The sequence below is a fragment of the Paenisporosarcina quisquiliarum genome (assembly GCF_043641925.1).
Taxonomy (GTDB): domain Bacteria; phylum Bacillota; class Bacilli; order Bacillales_A; family Planococcaceae; genus Paenisporosarcina; species Paenisporosarcina quisquiliarum_A.
Map to the genome: position 1 here is coordinate 25266 of NZ_JBHZRU010000003.1, position 24061 is coordinate 49326.

The 24061-nt window shown below is 33.9% G+C and carries 20 protein-coding genes; 14 read left to right on the forward strand and 6 right to left on the reverse strand.

Going from position 1 to position 24061, the window contains the following annotated elements:
• Positions 1 to 3 precede the first annotated feature (3 nt).
• From ACHUE4_RS03080 to ACHUE4_RS03090, 3 genes are read left to right on the forward strand one after another with little or no spacing between them, the layout of a single operon-like run.
• Positions 4 to 1557, forward strand: a complete 1554-nt coding sequence (locus ACHUE4_RS03080; RefSeq protein WP_394187866.1) for a type I restriction-modification system subunit M — start codon at positions 4 to 6, stop codon at positions 1555 to 1557.
• Between the two features lie 2 nt (positions 1558 to 1559).
• A complete protein-coding gene (locus ACHUE4_RS03085) occupies positions 1560 to 2735 on the forward strand; it encodes a restriction endonuclease subunit S (protein WP_394187867.1) in 1176 nt (391 codons plus the stop codon).
• 20 nt (positions 2736 to 2755) lie between these two features.
• Positions 2756 to 3472: a RusA family crossover junction endodeoxyribonuclease gene (locus ACHUE4_RS03090; protein WP_394187868.1), complete on the forward strand. Its 717-nt coding sequence runs from the start codon at positions 2756 to 2758 to the stop codon at positions 3470 to 3472.
• A gap of 297 nt (positions 3473 to 3769) precedes the next feature.
• On the opposite strand, the gene ACHUE4_RS03095 is transcribed toward ACHUE4_RS03090, so the two are convergent.
• Both ACHUE4_RS03095 and ACHUE4_RS03100 read right to left on the reverse strand, forming a co-directional pair.
• Positions 3770 to 5344, reverse strand: coding sequence for a hypothetical protein (locus ACHUE4_RS03095; RefSeq protein WP_394187869.1), 1575 nt, complete (start codon positions 5342 to 5344; stop codon positions 3770 to 3772).
• A 292-nt stretch (positions 5345 to 5636) separates the two neighbouring features.
• On the reverse strand, positions 5637 to 6203 hold the full coding sequence (locus ACHUE4_RS03100; protein WP_394187870.1) for a recombinase family protein: 567 nt from the start codon (positions 6201 to 6203) through the stop codon (positions 5637 to 5639).
• Between the two features lie 509 nt (positions 6204 to 6712).
• Here ACHUE4_RS03100 and ACHUE4_RS03105 point away from each other — a divergent pair.
• The 3 genes from ACHUE4_RS03105 to ACHUE4_RS03115 all read left to right on the forward strand — a co-directional run bounded on the left by ACHUE4_RS03105 (position 6713) and on the right by ACHUE4_RS03115 (position 8042).
• Positions 6713 to 6922, forward strand: a complete 210-nt coding sequence (locus tag ACHUE4_RS03105; RefSeq protein WP_394187871.1) for a hypothetical protein — start codon at positions 6713 to 6715, stop codon at positions 6920 to 6922.
• Positions 6923 to 7321: 399 nt separating this feature from the next.
• Positions 7322 to 7792 carry a peptide-methionine (S)-S-oxide reductase gene (locus ACHUE4_RS03110; protein ID WP_394187872.1) on the forward strand — a complete coding sequence of 157 codons (471 nt, stop codon included), beginning with the start codon at positions 7322 to 7324 and terminating at the stop codon, positions 7790 to 7792.
• Between the two features lie 166 nt (positions 7793 to 7958).
• Positions 7959 to 8042: a putative holin-like toxin gene (locus tag ACHUE4_RS03115; RefSeq protein WP_394188099.1), complete on the forward strand. Its 84-nt coding sequence runs from the start codon at positions 7959 to 7961 to the stop codon at positions 8040 to 8042.
• A 945-nt stretch (positions 8043 to 8987) separates the two neighbouring features.
• On the opposite strand, the gene ACHUE4_RS03120 is transcribed toward ACHUE4_RS03115, so the two are convergent.
• Positions 8988 to 9479 carry a YajQ family cyclic di-GMP-binding protein gene (locus ACHUE4_RS03120; RefSeq protein WP_394187873.1) on the reverse strand — a complete coding sequence of 164 codons (492 nt, stop codon included), beginning with the start codon at positions 9477 to 9479 and terminating at the stop codon, positions 8988 to 8990.
• 253 nt (positions 9480 to 9732) lie between these two features.
• Here ACHUE4_RS03120 and ACHUE4_RS03125 point away from each other — a divergent pair, with 253 nt between their 5' ends.
• Both ACHUE4_RS03125 and ACHUE4_RS03130 read left to right on the forward strand, forming a co-directional pair.
• The gene (locus ACHUE4_RS03125) at positions 9733 to 11079 is read left to right on the forward strand and encodes a 3' terminal RNA ribose 2'-O-methyltransferase Hen1 (RefSeq protein ID WP_394187874.1); all 1347 of its coding nucleotides are present in this window, start codon (positions 9733 to 9735) and stop codon (positions 11077 to 11079) included.
• A 2-nt stretch (positions 11080 to 11081) separates the two neighbouring features.
• Positions 11082 to 13673 carry a polynucleotide kinase-phosphatase gene (locus tag ACHUE4_RS03130; protein WP_394187875.1) on the forward strand — a complete coding sequence of 864 codons (2592 nt, stop codon included), beginning with the start codon at positions 11082 to 11084 and terminating at the stop codon, positions 13671 to 13673.
• 210 nt (positions 13674 to 13883) lie between these two features.
• Here ACHUE4_RS03130 and ACHUE4_RS03135 read toward each other — a convergent pair whose 3' ends face one another.
• Positions 13884 to 14075, reverse strand: coding sequence for a DUF4083 domain-containing protein (locus tag ACHUE4_RS03135; RefSeq protein WP_394187876.1), 192 nt, complete (start codon positions 14073 to 14075; stop codon positions 13884 to 13886).
• Between the two features lie 353 nt (positions 14076 to 14428).
• Here ACHUE4_RS03135 and ACHUE4_RS03140 point away from each other — a divergent pair, with 353 nt between their 5' ends.
• The 5 genes from ACHUE4_RS03140 (at position 14429) to ACHUE4_RS03160 (ending at position 19424) form a co-directional block, all read left to right on the forward strand.
• A complete protein-coding gene (locus tag ACHUE4_RS03140) occupies positions 14429 to 15265 on the forward strand; it encodes a nucleotidyltransferase domain-containing protein (RefSeq protein ID WP_394187877.1) in 837 nt (278 codons plus the stop codon).
• Between the two features lie 157 nt (positions 15266 to 15422).
• Complete coding sequence (locus ACHUE4_RS03145) at positions 15423 to 16439, forward strand: LLM class flavin-dependent oxidoreductase (RefSeq protein ID WP_394187878.1); 1017 nt, start codon at positions 15423 to 15425, stop codon at positions 16437 to 16439.
• Positions 16440 to 16519: 80 nt separating this feature from the next.
• On the forward strand, positions 16520 to 17317 hold the full coding sequence (locus tag ACHUE4_RS03150; RefSeq protein WP_394187879.1) for an HAD-IIA family hydrolase: 798 nt from the start codon (positions 16520 to 16522) through the stop codon (positions 17315 to 17317).
• Between the two features lie 565 nt (positions 17318 to 17882).
• On the forward strand, positions 17883 to 18677 hold the full coding sequence (locus tag ACHUE4_RS03155; RefSeq protein WP_394187880.1) for a VLRF1 family aeRF1-type release factor: 795 nt from the start codon (positions 17883 to 17885) through the stop codon (positions 18675 to 18677).
• Between the two features lie 93 nt (positions 18678 to 18770).
• On the forward strand, positions 18771 to 19424 hold the full coding sequence (locus ACHUE4_RS03160) for a sterol desaturase family protein (protein WP_394187881.1): 654 nt from the start codon (positions 18771 to 18773) through the stop codon (positions 19422 to 19424).
• Positions 19425 to 19427: 3 nt separating this feature from the next.
• Here ACHUE4_RS03160 and ACHUE4_RS03165 read toward each other — a convergent pair whose 3' ends face one another.
• Both ACHUE4_RS03165 and ACHUE4_RS03170 read right to left on the reverse strand, forming a co-directional pair.
• Entirely contained in the window at positions 19428 to 19595 is a 168-nt protein-coding gene (locus tag ACHUE4_RS03165; protein ID WP_394187882.1) for a Spo0E family sporulation regulatory protein-aspartic acid phosphatase, read from the reverse strand.
• Positions 19596 to 19794: 199 nt separating this feature from the next.
• Positions 19795 to 20250 (reverse strand): chemotaxis protein CheX, encoded by a 456-nt coding sequence (locus tag ACHUE4_RS03170; RefSeq protein WP_394187883.1) that lies wholly within the window; start codon positions 20248 to 20250, stop codon positions 19795 to 19797.
• A 203-nt stretch (positions 20251 to 20453) separates the two neighbouring features.
• Here ACHUE4_RS03170 and ACHUE4_RS03175 point away from each other — a divergent pair, with 203 nt between their 5' ends.
• Positions 20454 to 24059, forward strand: coding sequence for a dynamin family protein (locus ACHUE4_RS03175; RefSeq protein WP_394187884.1), 3606 nt, complete (start codon positions 20454 to 20456; stop codon positions 24057 to 24059).
• Positions 24060 to 24061 lie beyond the last annotated feature (2 nt).

Sequence of the window (24061 nt, forward strand, 5' to 3'; positions counted from 1 at the left end):
TACATGACAACTTCAGAAAAACAACGGCTCCAACAAGCAGAATTGCATAAAAAACTATGGACAATGGCCAATGATTTGCGTGGTCAAATGGAAGCATACGATTTTAAAAACTATATCTTAGGGTTGATTTTCTATCGCTACCTTTCTGAAAAGACGGAAGCACGTATTGAAAAATTACTAGAAGAAGACAATATCGCTTACGAAGATGCGTGGAAAGACGAAGAATATAAAGAAGGTTTAATCGAAACTTTACTTGAAGAAATCGGTTTCGTGATTGAACCTGAATTTCTTTTCTCTTCGATGGTCAAAGAAATTCATATAGGCGAAAAAGGGAACTTCGACATTGAGCTTCTACATAAAGCCATTAAAGCCATTGAACAGTCTTCGTTAGGAACAAACAGCCAACAAGATTTCGAAAATTTATTTGACGACATGGATTTAACGTCTTCTAAATTGGGACGTGATGTAAAGTCACGCTCAAAACTGATTGCTAAGATCATGGTGAGCATCAACGAAATTCCATTCTTACATGATGATGTTGATATTGATGTATTAGGAGATGCCTATGAATACTTAATCTCTCAGTTCGCTGCAAACGCAGGGAAGAAAGCAGGCGAGTTTTACACGCCACAACAAGTTTCGAAAATCTTAGCGAAAATAGTTACGCATAATAAACCCAATTTAAGAAATGTTTATGACCCTACATGTGGATCAGGCTCTCTTATGTTACGAGTTGCTAAAGAATCCAATGTCCGTTTGTTTTATGGACAAGAACTTACAACAACAACATTCAACTTAGCGCGAATGAACATGTTGCTACATGACTTACGCTACACAGACTTTGATATTAAAAATGACGATACTTTAGAAAACCCTCGTCACATCGATATGCGTTTTGAAGCAGTCGTAGCTAATCCACCATACAGTGCTAACTGGAGTGCAGATGCAAAATATTTTGACGATGATCGTTTCAGTGCTTACGGAAAACTAGCTCCAAAATCAAAAGCTGATTTTGCATTTGTTCAACATATGATCCATCAACTTGACGACAATGGAAAAATGGCCGTCGTTCTTCCCCATGGCGTTTTATTCCGCGGGGCAGCAGAGGGTATTATTCGCAAATATTTGATTGAAGAAAAGAATTACTTAGATGCAGTTATTGGACTTCCAGCGAATGTGTTTTTTGGTACTTCTATACCGACATGTATTTTAGTATTTAAAAAGTCCCGTGAATCTAATGACAATGTGATTTTCATTGACGCGTCTAATGAATTCGAAAAAGGGAAGAACCAAAATATTTTAACAGATGATAATGTTGAAAAAATAGTAGAAACATATACCTCACGAGAAACTATTGAGAAATATTCATATGCAGCATCATTAAATGAAATTAAAGAAAATGAATACAACTTAAATATCCCCCGTTACGTAGATACATTTGAAGAAGAAGAGGCAATTGATTTAGAAGTTGTTTCAAAACGATTGAAGGAAATCGATGAAGAGATTGTTGAGATAGATGTTGAACTAGCTCGGTACTTTAAAGAGTTGGGAGTATAAAAATGACTGTTAAAAGCATTACTTTAGGTGAGTTATTAGAATTTAAAAATGGACTTAATTACTTGAAATCAGATTCCGGTGTAAATGTTTATTCGGTAGGAGTAAGAAACTTCCGTGAACAGCAACTTAAGAATGTCAAAAGCTTAGAAAGAATAAACCTTTCTCAAAAACCAAGCAGCGATTATAAGTTGCAAAAGAATGATTTATTATTTGTAAGATCAAATGGTAATAAAAACCTTATAGGTCGCATGATACTTGTTGATGAATTAGACGAAGATGTTTATTATTCAGGATTTATAATTAGAGGCAGAATAAAAAGTGAACAAATATCAGCAGCTTTCTTGTTATATTGTGAAGAATTAATAAAAAAACAAATTCGAAAAGTATCTGGTGGTACTAACATAAATAATCTTAGCCAAGGTATTTTAAATGATGTAAATATTCCTTTGATTCCTATTAAATTACAAGAAAAACATGCAGCTTTCTTACTCATGTTAGACAATAAAATTCAAAAACAATCAGAAAAAATCAAGTTATTGGAAGTACAGAAAAAAGGGCTTATGCAGAAAATCTTTAAGCGAGAGATTCGATTTAAAGATGATGAGGGCAAGGATTTTCACGAGTGGAAAGAGACATCTTTTGATGATTTGTTTCAATCTAGAAATATTAAACAAATTCCGACAGTTGATGCACCATTAATGGCATTTACTTCAACGGGTGGGGTAGAAGAAAAAGGCGCTAGATTTGATAGAGAGTTTCTTGTGAAAAACGAAAATAAAACTTATAAGAGAACGGAATTTAATGACTTAATTTATAGTTCAAATAATTTGGATGTCGGAGCTATTGGCAGAAATAAATATGGTACAGCGGTTATATCCGATGTATATGAAATATTTAAAGTGAAAAGTACGACGGTTGCCGAATTTGCAGAATGTTTAATTCAGCAAAAAAACGTTTTGCATGAAATTTTAAAGTATAGACAAGGTGCTTTATATGGTCAATATAGAATTCATGCAATCGATTTTCTAAGTGTGATAGTTAAATTACCGTTAATAGAAGAACAAAAGAAAATTGGGGCTTTCTCTTCAAAATTAGATGAAAAGATTCAGATAGAAAAAGAAAAAGTATCAACACTTAGATTACAAAAACAAGCCTTCATGCAACATATGTTCATCTAATTGCAAAGGGGATGGTAAATTTGAAGGTCAATCCATTTCACAAAGAAGAAGAAAATGAATTCGAATATCAGCAGTATTTAAAAGGCTGCAACCCATTATGGGGAGTGTATCGCCAAGAGTTTAATTTCCCCGCGATTCCGTACGGTAATAGAAATAAAGCTTCGTTTAAAACAAAAGTTCAAGAGCAAATTAATGATATTCACTACTATTTTGTAGATGAAGTTAAAGTTGAGATTATCTTATATCTTCAAGAAGGAAGGAGATATGAAACACCGGCTTCGGCGGATCTTGATAATTATGCTAAGTTACTTTGTGACTGTATTAAAGGGAAAAACGGTATATTAATCGATGATATTCAAATTCAACATTTGAGTGTTACTTGGTTTGATACATTAGAAGAAAAATTTGAAATTGTAATAACAGGAAGAACAGACGACTTTATTATGAAGGATATTGAATTTTACGAAATGCCAAATGGTATGTACTATCCAATTAGTAATAAAATTTGGACATTAGATGGCATTAAAGCTGTAGAAAACCAACCTTTACTTGTTGAATTATTATCTTTACAGATACAAGATCTTAAGAGATTCCGTCATACTTTACATCAAAGTGGTCTACAGGGAGAGATAGCTTATCATGAGTATATGAAATGGCATCCGATTTTACGTGGCTTTCAAAAAAACCGAATTTTAGAATCAGGTTTTGAAATACATTCAATCAATATTAGGAGATAAAATGTATTTTGTCAGGTGGTCCTGTGGCTGAAGTGATAGAGGTAACGAGCAAACATATCGTTTTCACCCACCACTTGTTTAGTCAATATTATATTCGCAAAAAATATTTATAAGAAATTTTGCTTGAGTATAGTGACTCATTCTGAGTAGTGATAATCCATCTTATCGCTACTTAGAAAATGGTGATCATTCTTTGACTTATAGCTTTAAAAGCTAAATTAGGGATTATAGGGATTACCTTTATTAAAGATAAATAATATAGTCTATCATTTGTCTCATTAATTCTTTAAGTAATGATTACTTTAGGAATACGCAGGAAAAAATATGTTCAATACTTTTCTCAATGTTTGTAGTTGGTCCACAATAATGAAGGGGTAAATTACTATTTCTTATTTCATTTTGGACCTTATTAAACATACTATGGCTATTATAAGAGCTGTTAAAAAATATAACGTCAGCATTTTTTATAAAGCTTAGGTCTTTGTTAAGTTCATCTGGTTCAATGAATTTGAAGCTTGGAAGACACTCAAATAATGATCTTTGCCATTTAATGTCTCCGCCAATAATTATTCCTTTTATACATGACAAAGATTTAATTATATTTTTTAAATCCCATTCTAATGATACTTTAATAGAATTCGCGAGTTGGTTTTTTAATTCTTTAATTTGTAGTGATAGTTCATTACTTTTCTCCAAAGTCTTTTCATAACGAATTTCTACTTTTTTATTTTTCAAATTTAGTAAATCTATAGTGTTGTTCATCTGAGAAATAGTGCTTTTTAATAAAACAAATTCTTTTTCTCTATTCTCTTCATTTATTTTAAGAAGGCTTAATTTAGCCTCATAGCTTTCTTGACTACTCTTTGCTGCAATTAGTGCCTCCTCCATTGAAGTAGTAAGTAATTCATCTTTAGTTTTTTTATAATCATTTATAAGAGCTTGAGTAATCATGAGCATACCAAATTTTTCTGGGACGCTTTCTTGAGGATCGCTATATGAATAACAAAATTTCAGAATATCCTCAACCACGTTATAGTTAACTGGTGTAATATTTTGTAAATCTATGAAATCTATATTATTATACGCAAGATAAGTCGCAATGAAGGAAAGACCATGAAGTACATCGTGATCATCTGCTAAAGAATTAAAAGCCTCATCACTTTGAATAATTTTTAAACCTTTGGCTCTTTGTAGTTTATAAATATGATTTAGATTAGTTAAAAAGTGATTTAAAGGCAAACTGGTGTTCTTTTTCAGAGACAACCCCGGATACATTTTTAAGAATTTCTGAATTTCTTCTTCATAAGTACCGTTTAAATCTTTGAGCATCAAATCTTGATTAAGTTGATCTAAAGAATCGTTAATTAACTTTACAATAAATAAATCTTTTTCTATTAATATTTTCTTTTTAAAATGTTTACATAGATATAAAGCTATTGAAAAGAGGTGGGCTGAACCAAATGTTTGTGCTAATTTATTTTCAATAATAAATTTCAAGCTTTTTTGTCTTAAAACATATAAATCTACAGTACTTGAATTTTTAATATAGTTATAAACGAATTTGTAACCGTTTTTTATAAGGTTTAAAGTAATCTTCTCAATATTTTCTTGGTTTTCACTAATACCTATTAGTTTACGAGTAGCGTCTTGATTTAAAACTGAAATTTTTAGTATTCGTTTATCGTTAAAATAGAGGCTATTTTTATAATTTTGATAGTAAATGTTTTTATTTTTATCATATAAAGATGAAATTTCATGATGAAGTTTAGGCATTGATGCTAGAGAAAGAATTGTTAGGAATTTCTCGTCAAAATTGTTGAGCTTTCCAATGAATTCCTCATAGGTTAGAAAGTCTTGTCTTTGTGATAGCATTATTTTGCCTCCAAATATTAAGTGATTTTGGTTAACTAGTCTAATATGCAAAATATGTTTCTTCTATAGTTGAAACACTATTTTAATGAGTCGTCTAAAGTACACTAATTTCTTTCATTGCATTTCACAGCCGTACCTTTGCTTGTATTAATTTCTCGTAAACGTAACCTTCGGACGGACAAATACTCTGCCATTTTGCAAAGTCACTTTATTTCTTTTACGATATCGTTTTCGAATAATATGACTTACTTGTTTAAATCTATTAGTGCAGTCTTATTCTTTATATATCCTCTTAGGTATCAGATTCACTACGTTCCAAATAGCGATAGATTGTTGTTCGAGAGACGCCCCATCTTTCTGCTACATCTTTTATTGGGGTGCCCCCATCAATAAGATTTTTCATCATTTCAATATCTTTCACTCCATACTTCTCTGGACGACCACCTAGTCGCCCTCGTGCTTTAGCCGCCACTCGTCCTGCTGCAGAACGTTCTTGAATAAGATTTCGTTCAAACTCTGCAAATGCAGCAAAGAGATGAAACATCAGTTGACCAGTGGCGTTGCTTCGATCCATAGTTATATTCTCTTGAAGGCTGTGAAACCCTATGCTTTGGTTATTCAAGTTGTTCACCAAGTCAATCAAATCTTGCATGTTTCTACCTAGACGATCTAAACGCCATACAACTATGGTATCTCCTTGTCGAGCATATTTAAGCGCATCATCTAATCCAGGTCGTTGTTTTTTTGAACCACTCATCTTATCGTGAAAAATTTTCACACACCCATATTGAGTAAGTGCATCTGTTTGTAAATCCAAGTTTTGTAAACCTGTTGACACACGAGCGTATCCAATTAACACCATCATTCCTCATTTCCATTTTAATATTATATCAATAGTAACATAAGAGTGAGGTTGAGTGGTTTGTGAACATAGAATAATGGTCAGAGTTTTGTTACATTAAATAGATTCAAAATGTTATCTTTGAGAACTAGGAGTGCCGTGTTCAGAAAAGGACGAGTTTAGTTACTAAGCCTTTTAATTCATCAATCGATACACTAAGATTAATGATTTTTAAAATTTAAATTAAACATTAAAATTTGAAATGGTATTAGGGACAACTTGATATGTATTGAAAAAAATAAATTATCAAAGCCATTGAGACTCATATCTTTGTTTTTTCGTATTATTGTCATAGTTCCAAAATTTAAATTCCTATACATAAAGATCATTTGAGTATAATGCAGTCATTGAAGTGATGGTATACTATAGTACTCAGGTTGATTAGACAGTAATGAGCCTAATTGAATGGAAGGTTTCCGAAACTTCTTCTTGAGTTTAATTTTGGAATCACTATCGGAGGTGTATATATGAATAAAAAGTGGACGATTCAAGAAATCGGTGAATATGTGAAAAAGAATTCAGATAGTGTTTTACTTTCAAAAGAATATTTAGGATTCTCACAGAAATTACAATTTAAATGTTCTTGTGGAAACAGCTTTGAGAAAACATTTAAGAAATTTAAAGATAGCAATCAGAAGAAATGTTCGAGTTGTGTAGAAGTAAAAACTTCACGATGACTAGCAGCGGCCGAAATTGTATATTCGGTCGCTTTTTGCTGGAATAAAGATGTCTAGATATCTATTGTTTAATTAAACAGAAATGAATGAATCTTAGTATGTGGTAAAGGGGGAGAGGAATACAAATCCTTCGTAGACATTCTTCCCAACAAAAAGAACGAGCAGGGTATCTTCTAACGGGTTCTCCTTTGGGAGAGATAACAATAAAATAAACTGTTAAAGCCAGACCAATTAGCATAATATCGGTTTGGCTTTTTTATTGCTAATAAAGAATTTTGTTGAAATTAGATGGGAAATAACAGAAAATTAGCATATAAAATAACGGTAGACAATAACTATTGTCATTATTTTCTTTACTTAGAATAAATTTTGGTGTTTTTAAAAAAGAGGAGTGTCGATATGGAAGTCGTATATTTGGCAGGTGGATGTTTATGGGGAGTACAAGCTTTTATCAAATCGTTACCTGGAGTGAAGTCGACAGAAGCGGGAAGAGCTAATGGAACAAGTCATACACTTGAGGGTAATTATGATGGCTACGCCGAATGTGTAAAAACAGAGTTTGATCCGACGGTTGTAACAATCAAGGAATTAATGGGATATTTATTTGAAATTATTGATCCATACAGTTTGAATAAACAAGGACAGGATGTTGGTGAGAAATACAGAACAGGAGTATATAGTGAAAAGCCTGAACACTTAATAGAGGCGAAGGCGTTTATTAGTGAGAGAATTGATTATGACCTTATAGTTGTTGAAGTATTACCTCTTACAAACTATGTAAGAAGTGCAGAAGAACATCAAGATAGGTTAGCTAGATGTCCAGATGATTATTGTCATATTCCTGAAGAAATATTATGTAGATATAAGTAAGGGAGAATATCAAAAGATGGTTTATGGACCTATATACAAGATTGGTCTATGGCAATTCTGTAGGTTCATTAGATAAAGCAGAACATATGTGTGGTATAATAGTAGAGTAATGGAATAGGTAACTCAAGGGTGGTTGGCTCACTCCCGTTCGAAAGGGGGTGGTGCCATGACAGTATTTGAAGCAATGATGTTAGCAGTAGCTTTTGCAACATTGATTGTTCTAGTACTTTCATTTAACCATAAAAAATAACCCATCCTTGAGTTAGCGCTCAGATGGGTTACTGCCTAATCTAGCCAATCCCCTTGAAGGGAACCTTCTGTTACAATGATCGTTTGGTGTTCGACCACCAAACGGTCTTTTTTATTGTACTCAAATTCTAACTTCATTATACCAAAGGGAAATAAGTGAATCAACTCATAGAGAAAGTGAAGTTCGTCTTAAGTAAGGTACCTAATTCATTACCATAAAAAATAACCCATCCTTGAGTTAGAGCTCAGATGGGTTACTGCCTGTTCTAGTCAATTCCCTTAAAGGGAACCTGCTGATACATTGATCGTTTGATGTTGACCCACCAAACGGTCATTTTATTGGACTCAAATTCTAATATCATTATACAAAATGTTATTTAAACGAAAAGGTCGAATTAACTACCCTTGCTCTCGATCAATTCCTAACAGCAACCAAGGAGTATAGAGAGTTCAATGGAATCATCAATTGGGAGTGATTTTATCGATTCATTGCCCATCATAAAAACCATCTCAACTTATAAGTGTAGAGGTTAAAGCATATTTGCATCCTTATTATCTTTATCATGTTCAACTGCTTTGATTGTAACAATACCCATTATGACTACCATAAATAAAAATAAAATGACCCACTCTGAGAAACCAAAATTATTAAGCATTTAATTACCTCTCTTTTTTTACATTAAACATAGCAAAACTCTGTAGTCAGTTGCTGTCGATATCACAATTCTGGTTAAAAAAACATTTCGACCTTTTCAGACATGTTTCCAAGTGCAGTCATGTTGCGTTTGTATATTTTTTATATTTTATAGTTTTGCTCATTTAGCTATCCATAAAAAATAACCCATTATCGAGTTTAGTACTCAAATGGGTTATTTTTTTGGCTAATTGTTTTAGGATGCTACCTATAATCGTTGTAAAGTTGAACGTATGTCTAAATTCTTTCGACTTATCGGTAATTCGTAAATTGAGTGTCAATCGGTAAATCTGCTTTTCTTATAGCTGCAATAATTGCTTGTAAGTCATCTCTGTTTTTCCCAGTTACACGGACTTGATCATCTTGAATTTGGCTCTTTACTTTAACGCCACTTTCTTTAATGATTTTGGTGATTTCTCTTGCCATATCTTTATCAATACCTTGAATTAATTTCGTGCGTTGGCGTACAGTTCCACCTGAAGCTCCTTCAATTTTACCGTGATCTAAATTCTTTATAGATACATTCCGCTTATTCAAATTACTTATTAATACATCTTTCAACTGATCTAATTTATATTCATCATCAGAAACAAGGACAAGTTCCTCGTTGTCTAAAGAAATACTACTTTTACTTCCTTTAAAATCATATCGAGTTTTGAGTTCTTTTGTCGCTAACGCTACTGCATTTTTAACTTCAGAAAAATCGACTTCTGAAACAATGTCAAATGAGCTTTCTTTTGCCATATATATAACCTCCAATACTTAATAATTCTACTATATCAAAAAATCTAGAATTTCTCCGCACATAAATTCCACTAGCGTACTTTAAAAGCTATTACCTAACCTTTCTAAAAAATTCTAAGGATTATCATTTAGTATAGGAAAATTTTTGAATTAAGGATAAACCGTAGCTTCATTCATAGGGAGTGATTTCCATTTGATGTGATATATTAAATTTAGCTATACTTTAAATATGTAAAGGAAAAGAGGGTTGTAAATGCAGTTAACGATTAAAGCCACGGGCGATAATGTGAAGGCGATATCATTTTTGCTGTCAAAAAACCCGGAAAACTTGTATGAGCGAAATCATAAAGGGCATTTAGTGCGCCTTTTTTATAGTAAGTTTACAGAAACAGAGCTTGTGGTGACGATTTTTGTCACACCGGACCCAATTGAATTGGTTCGCAATAATTCCAAGTCAAATGATATTACCCACTATATAAATGATCGTGAGTTTGCAGTAAGTAGTATTTTTTGTTCTTTTATCCGCTCTGCACTTGGCACAGCTATAAATGGGCAACCAAAAGAGGAACATGTTAAATGGGTGAATCATCCCTTTTCGTTCCAATTTGAATTTGGACCTGTAGCATCTTCTCTTTCAGATAAACAGTTACAAGATTTATTTGAACCGATTGGTTACAAAGTGATGATTACACGACCGGAACTGCAGTATTCTTTCCATATTAAAGACGAGAGCTCGGCTAGATATATTTCTTTAAAAGGTCAGCAAACACTTCAAGATGGCTTGAGACATTTATTTGTTTTGATACCTGTCATCGACAACTATAAACATTACTTTATTGATGAAAAAGAAATTGAAAAGCTGGAGCGCTATGGAGAGGGATGGCTAGAAAATCATCCGATGAAAGAATATATATATCGTCAATCACTCCGATTTAAAGAAGTATATAGTATCGTCGAAAACAAAAAATCAGATGAGGACAGAGAAAATGTTGTTAAAAAGACTCGTTTGAATGAACTTCGTTATGAAAAGATTGTAAGCACCATAAGTCAAATGCAACCGAAAAGCATTGTAGATATTGGCTCTGGGGAAGGAAAGCTCTCTGAACTCCTTGGTTTTGTACAAGGAGTTCAGGAAGTGTTGGCAGTGGAGCCATCCCAGTCAGCTATGCTTAAAGCATTAAAACGCTTTGACAAAGTGAAGGGTCAGTCCAATTTTGTGATGCCAGAAACACTATGGGGCTCACTGTTCTATTATGATGAAAGATTAAAAGGTAAGGATGTTGTTGTCTTGTGCGAGGTCATCGAACATATTGATGAGAGTCGTCTTCCCAAGGTTATGGAAACGATACTTGGGGACTATCAACCTGGAATATTAATTATCACAACACCAAATCGTGAATATAACGAAGTGTACGATATGGAAGGTACTCTTCGTCACACCGATCATCGTTTTGAGTGGACAAGAGCAGAATTTCAACAGTGGTGTGCAGAAAGAAATCATCGAGACACATATAGTCTTAATTTTGAAGGAATTGGTGAAGAACATAACACACAAGGCTTTCCAACACAGATGTGTGTGTTTAAAAGAAAGGAGGATTAATCGTGCAAATCCAATTGCCATCTACAGGGATTGTCTTACTGATTGGACCATCCAACAGCGGAAAGTCAACCTTATTAAATAGCATGATTGAAAAAGAAGTAATATTATCTTCTGAAGTAATTAGCTCAGATGACTTTCGAGTTTTAGTCAGTGATAAAGACTTTATTGAATGGAACGATAGACCAAAGGATGAAGCAGCAAGTCTGATGGATGAATACAGTTCGATTTCCAAAGAAGCCTTTTTAATGATGGATTCAATTATTGAAGCTCGATGTCGTTTAAATAAATTAACGTTTGTAGATGCAACTCATTTACACTCTGATGATCGTAAACGATATATTAGTTTGGCTCGTAAAAATAATGTACCAATCTTAGCTCTTGTTCTAGATGTACCTGAAAACGAACTAATAATTAGAGATGAACAACGAGATAAACCACGGGGAAAAAGACGTATCAAACAACAATACCAAACGTTTAAAAGAGAAAAAGGGTTTATCAAAAAAGAAGGATATTTATCTGTTTACAGCATTAAGGAAACAAATAATCTCGAGTTCATTCGACGCAGTAGCTCGATTGAAATAGACATTCAACATGGAATTGATATTATTGGGGATATTCATGGTTGCTATGACGAAATGATTACCTTGCTTGAAGAGTTGGGTTATCAAAAAGATTTAAATGGTCTTTATATCCATCCTGAAAGAAGAAAATTTGTTTCCATAGGAGACGTCATGAGTAGAGGTCCTCATTCACTTAAGACGATGCTTTTTTTCTACGCACATGTTCAACAGCATGCTGCCTATATGGTAGACAGTAATCATGGTTGGAAAATTGCAAGATGGCTTGAGGGAAGAGATGTAACAATGAGCCATGGAGATGAAAAAGTTATAGAGGAATTTATTTCCTATGAAGCGGAAAATGGAATTGAAAAAACTCAACAAACAAAACAGTCACTAAAAGAGTTTCTTTTAAAATCGCCATCACATTATGTCTTTACCAAGAATGGTGTTCAAACACTAATTTGTGCACATGCGGGTATTAAAGATGACATGATCGGTAAGGAATCTGATTCCGTAAGTGATTTCTGTCGTTTTGGAGATACAGGTGGGTTTGATGAAAAAGGGAATCCACAACGTAAAGATTGGACCGTTAACCATAAAAGAAGTTCACTTATTGTCTGGGGACATGATCCGAAGCCCCGACCATTAGTGATCAACAATACAATCAATATTGATCAAGGTGTTGTTTTTGGTGGAGCATTAACTGCTTTCCGGTATCCAGAAGAGGAGTTTGTTTCGGTAAACGCAAATCATGATTACTCAGGAGACACAAACAATCCATTAAAAGAGTGGGAGAAAACCCGTTTTAATCCGCCAAACCTAGCAAAGTTTATTAACGGATTTTCTGTAAATACCGAAGAACTAGGTGAAATTAAAATTCATCAAGATAATGTAAAACCTGCGATTGATACAGTTTCACACTTTACCATTCCGATTGAACAATTAATTTATATTCCTCCAACTATGAGTCCGACACCCGCTTCATCCGCATTAGATGACTACTTGGAGCATCCGAAAGAAGCAATTGATTACTATAGAGGTCAAGGCATTCAAACTATGGTGGCTGAAAAGAAACACATGGGAAGTAGAGGGGTTTTATTCCTGTTTAAAGATATTGAATCTGCTATCAAGCATACAACTATTGAGTCACTAGGAGTCATTTACTCAAGAAGTGGGAAACGCTTCTTTGATACAGAAACAGAAGAACAAATTGTTTCAAAAATTAATCTTGAATTACATGATAAAGGATATTTTGATAAGCATAATACTGACTATTTGATTCTAGACGCTGAAATCATGCCATGGAACCTTAAAGCGAAAGAGTTAATCAGCAGCCAATATGCCCATGTTGCGGAAAATGCAATTCTTGATCGCACAAAGCTGAAGGAAAAGATTGAAGTTGTAGTTGGTCGAAATGACGAATTAAATGTTTGGCTGCATGAATACGAAGAGAAATTGAATAATGCTCATACTTTTAGTGAAGTATTTCAAAAGTATTGTTGGACGATTGAAGATATCAATTCCATTCAAATTGCACCATTCCATTTACTAGCACATAGTAATCAAACATTCTTTGATCAGCCACATACGTGGCATATGGGAATGAATCGTGAATTTGCAAATCAATCCAAAATATTTGTAGAGACAGATTACAAAGTCATAACAGATGAAACAAGTGAAGAAGAAGTCATTAAATGGTGGAATGAAATGACAAGTGATGGACATGAAGGGATTGTTATTAAACCAGAATTTTATGTAGCAAGAAATAAAGGCAAGTTACTTCAACCCGCTATCAAAGTGAGAGGGAGAAAATACCTTAAAATCATTTATGGTATGGATTATTTACTACCACAAAATCTTAATAGGTTAAAGTCTAGAAATACTGGTAGAAAGCAAAAAATGGCCCTTAAAGAATTTGCGTTAGGAGTCGAAGGCATACAAAGATATGTTCAAAAGGAATCAATTGAAAGAGTTCATGAATGTGTTCTAGGTACTTTAGCATTGGAATCAGACATTGTAGATCCTAGATTATAAAAAGCAACATATCAATTGGTTACAGAGATTGAATTGTGTTATATGAATAGCAACAAGGAATGAATAAGGCACAATTGTGATATTTATTCTGAAATATAAAAGGCAGCCGAGATTATATCTTGGGCTGCCTTTATAGATGTCAAAAAACATTAATTCGAGCTCTAAAAATAAAATACAGATTTTTATTAAGTTGTTTGATATATAACCTAACTAAAGTTTATTGAGAAAATCAACCTTCTTCTCAATTCTATCAAGCTGATTTTTACGTCCTTTGTTAGAACGTACAATTGAAATAATGAATCCGATGATTCCTGCCAAAATAGCAAGTAATATGAGTTGGAAGATCGCATCACCGATACTAAAAAACTGCACGGTATGTTCACTTGTTAAGATTAATATCATATAATTTCTATCCTTTTCATATTCATTTAGTTATTTCTATCGTCACGAACATTTCTCACAAATAAAAATTCCTTCATTTTTCAAATATGCTTTGATTTCTGTAAATCCTTTACGCTTTGGGAATTTTAGTTTTACGAAAACTACTTCATCATCTTTAATGTCACTATGACAAACCGAACATTTTGGATTCTCTCCGTACATCGATAACATCTCCAATTAAATTTAAGTGTTTTGTTTATATACGATTGAAATAAAGATAGGTTTCCTAAATAGACAAAAAATGTTAATGTTACTTACAATCTTACATAAATTTAATTTTGTTGGAATGCGAAATGAAAATTGGGGGGATCCATATGGAATTTGATTTAAAGCACGGGAAGAGAGACCGAGAATTACCTGCTAAACGTGAGCAACTTTTACAAAATGCGTTAGCAGACCTAACTGCAGATATAAATGTGATCGCTATTTACCTCGCCGGATCTTTAGGACGAGGAGATTTTGATCTGTATTCAGATATTGATTTACATATAGTTGTTAAGGAAGGCACTAAAAATTACTTTATACTTGATAAGAAAAATCGGGCTGCAAAGTGGGGGAATGTTTTATTTTACGAAGGCATCTCGGCTAGCCCAGTTGTCGTCACTCATTACGATAATTTTATTAAAGTGGATAGCTGGTATCATACGTTAGAAGAAATTGAGCCATCTATTTGGTTAAGAGGAATAAAACCATTGTATGATCCTTCTGAAATTCTTAACCCTATAATAGAAGAGGTTTCGAATAAACGATTAGAACTTGAAGAAGCTGATATAACCTACTGGAAAACAAAAGTATTAGCATTTATGCACGAAACATACCGTTCAACCATGCGTAATGAAATATACTATGCACTTTCCAATTTAGATCGCATACGTTGGCTAATTGCGGATGGATGGTACATGGAAATGGAAAAACATTTGGACAGCTCATATGGGGTATGGTCCAAAATTGAAGGATCTCGCAGTCAACTGAGTAAAGAACAACTTGAAATGTTAGCATCATGGGACTCTAGCCGAGATGCCAATAGAATTTTTGAAACCATGAACAGTATGTATCCAGAACTCATGCGATTAAATAACTCGTTATGTCAAAAAGTAAACTTAGATGCAGAGAATGAGAAGTTTAAGACCATTTTAAAAATGGTTTTATAATTTTATGCAATTTAGAAATACTACGGCCGGATATTTCCGGTCGTTTTTTATTTTATCAAGCTGATTATTAGAGGATTTCATCTTAAGCATGTATTATTTCTTAATGAAAGCTTTTAATTCAAAGTATTTTTCGATTAATTAAAAGGAGTGAAACAATTTGTCATCTAATGAAAAGAAAACATTTAATCATATACCATTATCCGTTCTGGATTTAGCACCAATTAATGTTGGCAGTAATGCAGGACAATCATTTAAAAATAGTGTTGAATTGGCACAACATGTAGAAAAATTAGGTTTTAATCGCTATTGGCTAGCAGAGCATCATAATATGCCTGGTATCGCGAGTTCCGCAACCTCCGTCATCATTGGGCATATCGCCAGCGCAACAAACCACATCCGTGTAGGTTCAGGAGGCATTATGTTGCCTAACCACGCACCTTTGGTCATTGCCGAACAGTTTGGAACACTTGAATCATTATATCCTGGTCGAATTGATTTGGGTCTTGGCCGAGCACCAGGAAGTGATCAAGCAACTGCCTATGCGCTTCGTCGTACTTTGCAAAGTACAGGAGATGATTTCCCTGCTCAAGTAGAAGAACTTGAATCTTTCTTTGATCAAGGACTTGCAGGAAGAGTTCGCGCATTTCCAGGGGAAGGGCTAGATATTCCACTTTGGCTTTTAGGGTCAAGTGGCTTTAGCGCTAAACTAGCTGCAGAAAAAGGACTTCCTTTTTCATTTGCGAGTCATTTTTCAAATGAATACACGTTACCAGCAATGCAGATATACCATCAACATTTCAAGCCATCGAAAGTGCTGAAGGAACCTTATGCTATGCTCGGTGTTAATGTGATTGTTGCAGAAACAGATGAAAGAGCTAAATGGTTGGCAACTTCTCAGCAACAACAAATGTTCGATTTGATGAGAGGGATGCCAAAACAATTCCAACCACCTATCGATGATCTGAATGCCGCATGGACAATTAGAGAACAAGCAACATTTGAAGAAAAACTTGCATCTACCTCAACGATAGTTGGTAGTCCTGAAACAGTGAAACGAAAACTTGAAAGCTTTATAAAAGATACCAGAGCAAACGAAATCATTATCAACTCACACATTTTCCATCAAGAAGACCGATTACGTTCTTATGAACTTGTTGCAGAGATGATGGATTAATTTTAAATGGCATGACTTCTGATGAAAACGGGTAGAGATTTAAAGAATCGACTGATCGTTTAACAGAAGGAGGCTATCACATGGCAGGATATATTTTTGATTTAGATGGAACCATATATCTAGGAGATAAATTAATTGACGGAGCTTTAGAAACGTATAATTATTTGATTTCAAATGGCCATAAAGTGGTGTTTGTTACAAATAAACCAATTGCTTCTCAAGAAGACTACCATCAAAAACTAACAAAATTCGGATTTGATGTAACTGTCAATCAAATTATAAATTCAAGTTACGCTACTGCAATTTATCTAACCAAATATGCAGAACAAGAAGATAAAGTTTATGTCGTGGGAGAGAAACCGCTAATTGACGAGTTGAATCAAGCGAAAATTGTAATGACAGAAAACCCGTTAGATGCAAATTATGTTGTAGTGAGCTGGGACCGCCAATTCACATATGAAAAACTAAATAATATGTATCAAGCATGGAAAAGTGGTGCGAAGATTGTTGCGACTAATCCAGATCGTACATGTCCAGTAGATGGTGGTGAAGTACCAGATTGTGGTTCAATTATGGCTGCTTTCACTGCAGCTAGTGGCCATGAAATTACAGAAATCGGTGGGAAGCCTTCCCGTCTTATGGCTGATTTGGTTCTAGAAGAAGTGCTACAAATGCCCGCAAATGAATGTTTGTTGATTGGTGATCGATTAGAAACCGATATACTCATGGGTAATAATGCACTTCTAACCACCATATTAGTATTATCCGGCGTCACTACTGAACAAATGGAGAAGGAATCAACAATTAAAGCTAATTACACATTACCAAGTGTAAAAGAATTACCAGACTTGATTGAAAAAACACTGAATCGAGTCTGAAATATTAATAAAATACAAAAAGCGTCCGAAGCTACATGTCGGACGCTTTTTTTGTATCGATTGCAACTTAAGAATTATTCAATTGTAATTGGAGTGTATTGAAAATTTTCGATATTCTCCAATATTCTTGTGAAGTATAACTAATGTTTTAGTTAATTAAAAATCATATATTTTGAGTTGGTTACATAGTTGTTTGCTCCAAAAGTACAGACATTTTTAATTTTTATTTTAATTGAGATTTTGTTCAATGTAGTGCAAGACGGCAACTCCAGCGGGAATAGCATGAGCTGAAGGCCCCGCATTAACGTAGTGATGAGGAGACTGAAGCCATGCCCGCGGAAAGCTTCCGTCTGAAACGGAAATAAAGAGTATTTATTTTAAATTTACGTTACAAATTCTTTTACAAGAAATTCCTTTTAAATATAAAAGAACTTAAATTAAATCGATTTATTTCACAAATTTAATCAATTCAAATCAATAATTTAATGATTTTATATACATACTACAAGCATGGTAATGAATATGTTTGCATTCCTAGCCAATTTAAGAGGAGGAAATATCACATATGAGCATAAGTAATGAAATTCATTCGTTAAAAGAATACAGTAGTGGTCTACGAAATGTCTTAAGTATGTATTTAAATACCAACCCAGGTGATCATGAACAAACAAATGGTGCATGGAAAATTCATTTAAAAAATGGCATGAAAGACTTAGAAAAATTTTTAGCCGGTTCAGATAAAGAAGAAGAATTAAAGTCATTTCAAGGATTAAAGAAAAAAGTAATGAGTGAAATAGAAGACAATAAAGTGGATTTGCACAAAGGCGTCGTTATTTTTGCTTCTGACAACCCAGAACTTTGGTCAGTTCATTATGTTCAAATCCCGGTTAAAACAAGTTTTGATTGGGAAGACAAGCCTGTGCTTGAACAATTTGAATACATGTATAAAGCATATCCAGAAGCAGCAATTGTATTACCTAGCTTTGGGGAAGTACGCATCCTTGACACGGCAATGGGATTTCTTCGGGACGATTTATCATTTGTATTTGATCCGAACCTGGAAACATGGGGAGAGGAAAAGAAAATGGATTTCACCGGGAAGCATGTAATTGGGAGTAGCAAAGTGGATTTCATTGAATCTCGACTTAGAGAGAATTTGATTAGGTTTTATAAAGGAATGGGTACACATGTTGAACGCTTAATGAAAGAAAGAGGTTGGAAAGAGGTTCATGTAGCAGGGGAAGCAGAATTAGCCATTGCTTTTTCTGAAAACCTTAGAAAAAAACCAGAAAGTTGTATTTACAAAAATCTAAATAACAGCAAACCGCATGAAATTATCCATCAAGTTTTTGAGAAATAATCAGATAAATGTATTCTTAAAATCCTTCTTGATTCCTGGAAGGATTTTTTATATTGTTTCAATGAAATAAGTCCTATATAGTTATCGTATTGAATGAAAATTCAGAATACAATAACAAGAAAAGGGGACAAACGTTTGAATAAACATGTAAAGGAATTTTTAATGTTTCCAGATGTATTGATTATGCTAACACTATTTCTAATCGTTGCAGGGTTCACCGTTTCACATCTTAATGAATTGGCGACATGGATTGCAATTGCGGTTGGAGCAATCGTATATGCATTAAGTGAATACGGAATACACCGTTTTGTTTTTCATATGAAAACGCCAGAAAATCCTTTTTTGTTAAAATTGATTAAACGATTACATTTTGATCACCATGAAAAACCAACAGATTTACATCTATTATTTTTACCTTTATGGTTCAGTATTCCAAGCTTTGCAATTACAGTTCTACTAGTGTATTGGATTACATCAAATCTTGTATTAACAATTGCATTTGCAACAGGTTTAATTGGGTACTTCTTATTTTATGAATGGAAACACTTTGTTGCACATAAACCTCTGCAACCACTAACTAAACTTGGAAAAGAGATAAAGAAAGCTCATTTATGGCATCACTTCAAAAACGAAAATTATTGGTATGGCGTAACGCATACAACGATTGACAAGACGTTCGGAACTTTTAAGGATCAGGCGTTAGTTGAAAAAAGTGAGACGGCTCGAAATTTAGAAAAGCGAGTCTAGTTTTTAGGACACTCGGATTCCAAGCATGAAGTTAATCAAATCATCAAGTTCTTGACTATAAGCGACAACTTCAGGATGAGTAAAACCTAAAACCTGTGCTTTCTTATACATATTTACTTTTCTTTCATTAATGATTAGAGCCAATTGGCTAGTCCTACTAATTGTTTTCATAATTCCTCCTAAGCAATATGCAACATAATTTAAACTGAATAAATTTATTTTAAATGATGAATATTAAAAAAACTGTCGAACTGTGCAAAGGATAAAAAAATTCATAAATTCGTCACAAATTATAGGCATTTCGACTTTTTTTACATTTGAAGGAAATTAAAAAACGCAACTCACGGAATTTTTTCGTGAGTTGCGTTTCTTATTCTTCGTCAATTGTAATGATAATGGTCAAGTCTCCTGTGTCTTTTATGTGGACTGGCAGTTTAAACGCGTGTTGAAAACCAAATAATCTTGTATGGCCAACCATAACTGTTGGAGGGGTAATGTCTAATTCAATGTCGCTTTGTGCAGCGAACGTACATAAATTCCCTGAAATCATATTCCCAAGTTCTCCTGTGAAAGACTCTAGCATTTCGCCTTCTAGTTCCATACCGAACATAGTAGCTCCAATACTGCTAAATGTTTTAGGAGTGGAGTCAATGACAATTCTCCCTTTAATATCCCCGATCATTCCTACTAAAACACCCATCTCTTGTTGTTCGAAGGGTTGTGCCATTAAAGAAGGGGGCTTAACATCAATTTCTAAAGGGATTACGGATTTTAATGATTGTATGATACCGTTTAAAACGGTTTGAATATGTTTTGAGGTACTCAAGAATCCACTCACCCATCTTTATACTTTTTTTCATTTTAGCATGAATATTAAAATAATTATATACGTTTTTTTATGAAAAGTCTCAAAAAAATGTAAACATTTAGGGGTTTTCTCCCTCGAAGGGCGTATAATTATTGCATGATACGACATATTTAAACATGGTATGATAGAGCGAGATCATTTTAAAAGGGGTTCACATTCACATGTCACTATTTGAAGAAAAAATGGGTCAACTAATAACAAATACTTCGATTGCTCAAAATTCATTTCAATCTACACAAGATGAGGATCGTATAAATAAAACAAATTTATTCGCGCACAAAATTTTGGAGCGTGAATTTACCATAGGTTTTGCAGGCCATTTTTCAGCTGGTAAATCAAGCATGATTAATGCTTTAACAGGAGAACAATTGCTCCCTTCTAGTCCAATACCAACGAGCGCAAACATTGTCAAAGTCCATAAAGCAAAAGAGGATTTTGCGATTGTATATAGGAAAGAACTCCATCCGGTAAAGTTTTCGGGAGATTATGATTTTGATACCGTGAAAAACTTTTGTAAAGACGGCGAGTCTATTTCTCAAATTGAAATTGGACATAAAACCTCGATATTACCTGAAGGTGTAACTGTAATGGATACTCCAGGTGTAGATTCTACGGATGATGCTCATCGACTATCAACTGAATCGGCCCTTCATTTAGCCGATATTGTATTTTATATGATGGATTACAATCACGTTCAATCTGAATTAAATTTCGGATTCACAAAGCAACTATTGAAATATAATGAAAATGTTTATTTAATTGTCAATCAAATCGACAAACATCGTGATCGTGAATTGAGTTTTGAAGACTTTAAAAAATCGGTTCATCAATCATTTTTAGAATGGGGCGTCAAACCTAAGAACATCTTTTTCACAACACTAAAACAACTCGATCATCCAAATAATGATTTATCAGAAGTTAAAGAAATTGTGATAGATAGTATGAGCAATTGGAAAGAACATTTAGCGGGTACGTCTGATCGAACACTACAGAAGCTTAAAGATGAACATGTTTCATATCTAGAAAGTGAAATTGAAGAATGTAAAAATACATTCGCTGATATTCTTTCTGAGGCTGAATGGAAATCAAAAGATGAGATTCTAGAAGAGGCAAGTAGATATGAAAAACAATCATCCTTATTAGATTCAGATGTATGGATAAGATCGTTTGAAACGAATCGCAAATCATTGTTAGATAATGCAACACTAGTACCATATGAGCTTCGAGATAAACTAAAACAATATTTAGAAGCAAAACAAAAGAACTTTAAAGTTGGTGTTTTGTTTAGTGGGAAAAAGACCGAAGAAGAACGAAACCAACGAGCAGAGGCAGTTAAACTAGAATATACAAAAGTCATTCAGTCACAAATTGTAGGACACATAAAGTCTTTGATGAAACAGTCATTAAAAGACGTTGGATTATTGAATGACGAAGAATCTATAACAATTGATGAAAAGGAATTCAATCCATCCATTCAATTAATAGATGATCAAGTTCGTGAAGGTGCATTATTGACGGCTGACTCCGTATTAAATTTTGCAAATGCCGTAGCAGATGCGACTCGTAAATGGTTTATCCAACAAACTGATCCATGGAAAATTGAAGTAGCTGCTCAGATTAACGAGCTTCCTGACGATCATTATGGACTAGCCGATACAAAATTATCTGAGTACCAAGAAAAAGCTTTAGCCATTCGTTCGATCGAAGAATTGGAAAATCACTTGGTGAAATTTAATAAAGAAAATACCAAGCCTTCAAAAGAAACAATATCTCATGCTGAAGAAATTAAAAATCGATGGCTGAACGAATTCCGTGAAAAGGAAGAATCTATCCAACCATACCAGGCTACAGATTTTCAAGAAATTAAATCTGATGAACTTGTTCAAACTGATCATATTGAATCAAAAACAGTTGAAAGTTATCCAGTAGAACAAACGATTAATCGAGCAAATGAAGTCGCTAGTGCTATTTCGTCCATACATGGTTTTCAAGAAACAGCAATTTTCTTAAAGAAAAAAGCAGAGAGACTGGGGAAAAAGGATTTCACTATTGCCTTGTTTGGTGCATTCAGTGCAGGAAAATCTTCATTTTCAAATGCTTTGCTTGGAGAAAATGTATTACCTGTTTCACCTAATCCAACGACAGCTGCCATTACAAAAATTCGTCCTGTATCGAATGTACATCATCATGAAACGGCAGATGTTTACTTTAAAACAGCAGACCAACTATTACTTGATGTCCAACTTTCATACAAAAAATTGGGCATGGATATTGCTTCTTTAGAACAAGCATACAAAGAGTCGCAAAATTTAGGGGAATTAGAAGGGGTAGGAGATGAATCACGCGTTCACCTTGCTTTTATAAAAGCCTTTGAAACAGGATACACATCTTTGAAACAAAATTTAGGAACAACTTTACGTGTAAATCGAGAAAATTTTGAGCAATTTGTTGCGCAAGAAAGCAAAAGTTGTTTCGTCGATACCATTGATTTTTATTTCGATTGCGATGTGACCCGATTAGGAGTAACGCTAGTGGATACACCTGGTGCAGATTCGATTAATGCACGACATACTGGTGTCGCTTTTGAATATATTCGAAATGCAGATGCAATTTTGTTTATTACGTATTATAATCATGCATTTGCTCGTGCAGATCGTGAATTCTTAATTCAACTTGGGCGAATAAAAGATGCTTTTGAATTAGATAAAATGTTTTTCATTGTCAATGCGATTGATCTAGCTGCAAGTAAAGATGAAGCAGATGAAGTGAAAAACTATGTGGCAGCGGAGTTACAGAAGTTTGGTATACGTTTCCCACGATTATTTGGTGTATCGAGTTTGCAAGCACTACAAGAGAAACAACAAAAAGAAAATCTTGCATCAGGCATGAGTCAGTTCGAGCAGTCGTTCCATCATTTCCTATCTGATGAGATAAAATCATTAGCTGTATTAGCTTTAAAAGAGGAAACTGAAAAGACCGTCGAAAGCCTTAAAAATTTGATTGAGAAAATAGAGTTGAATTTACTTCGTAAAGAAGAAAGACTCGCTGAATTGAGTAAATTAGAACAAACCATTCGGTCGAGGTACGCGAAATCCTTTGCTTCTGTCATGACAAAAGAAGCCTATCAAGAGTTAGATGATTTACTTCACTATGTACAACAACGTGTGTATTATCGCTTTTCAGATTTCTTTAAAGAGTCTTATAACCCAGCTGTCTTTTCATCAAAATCGTCTAACGACGCGTTGCAATACGCGTTAACAGAGACATTAGCTATGTTAAGTTTTGATTTTGAACAAGAAATGAGAGTTACCAACTTCCGTTTAAGTCAATGGATTGAGAAGAAACTTGCTCAAAGACAAATGGAAGAAACACGCATATTAAAAGAATATAACCGTGATTTTTCAATTGTCCCATATGAAATAAACAAAATGGAACTTCTCGAGTTCAACGGTCCATTTGAAGATAGTTCACCTTATCAACATGTGAAAAGTTATTATAAAAACAATAAAGCTTTCTTTGAAAAGAATGAGAAAGTTAAGTTACGTGAAGCGTTAGAAGAAGCAACAAAAGTTGAAGCAAAATCCTTCTTATCAAATGAAAACAAGAAGTTACGTCAGTGGATCGATCACAATATTGAGTTAGAAGCAGAGGGTCTTAGACAATTACTATTACAACAATCGATTAATCAAATTGAATCCGAGCGTCTGGTTCTTAAGGAGTCTAACCAGTTAACTCAATGGAAGACCATTTTCGACAAATTAAAGTGATG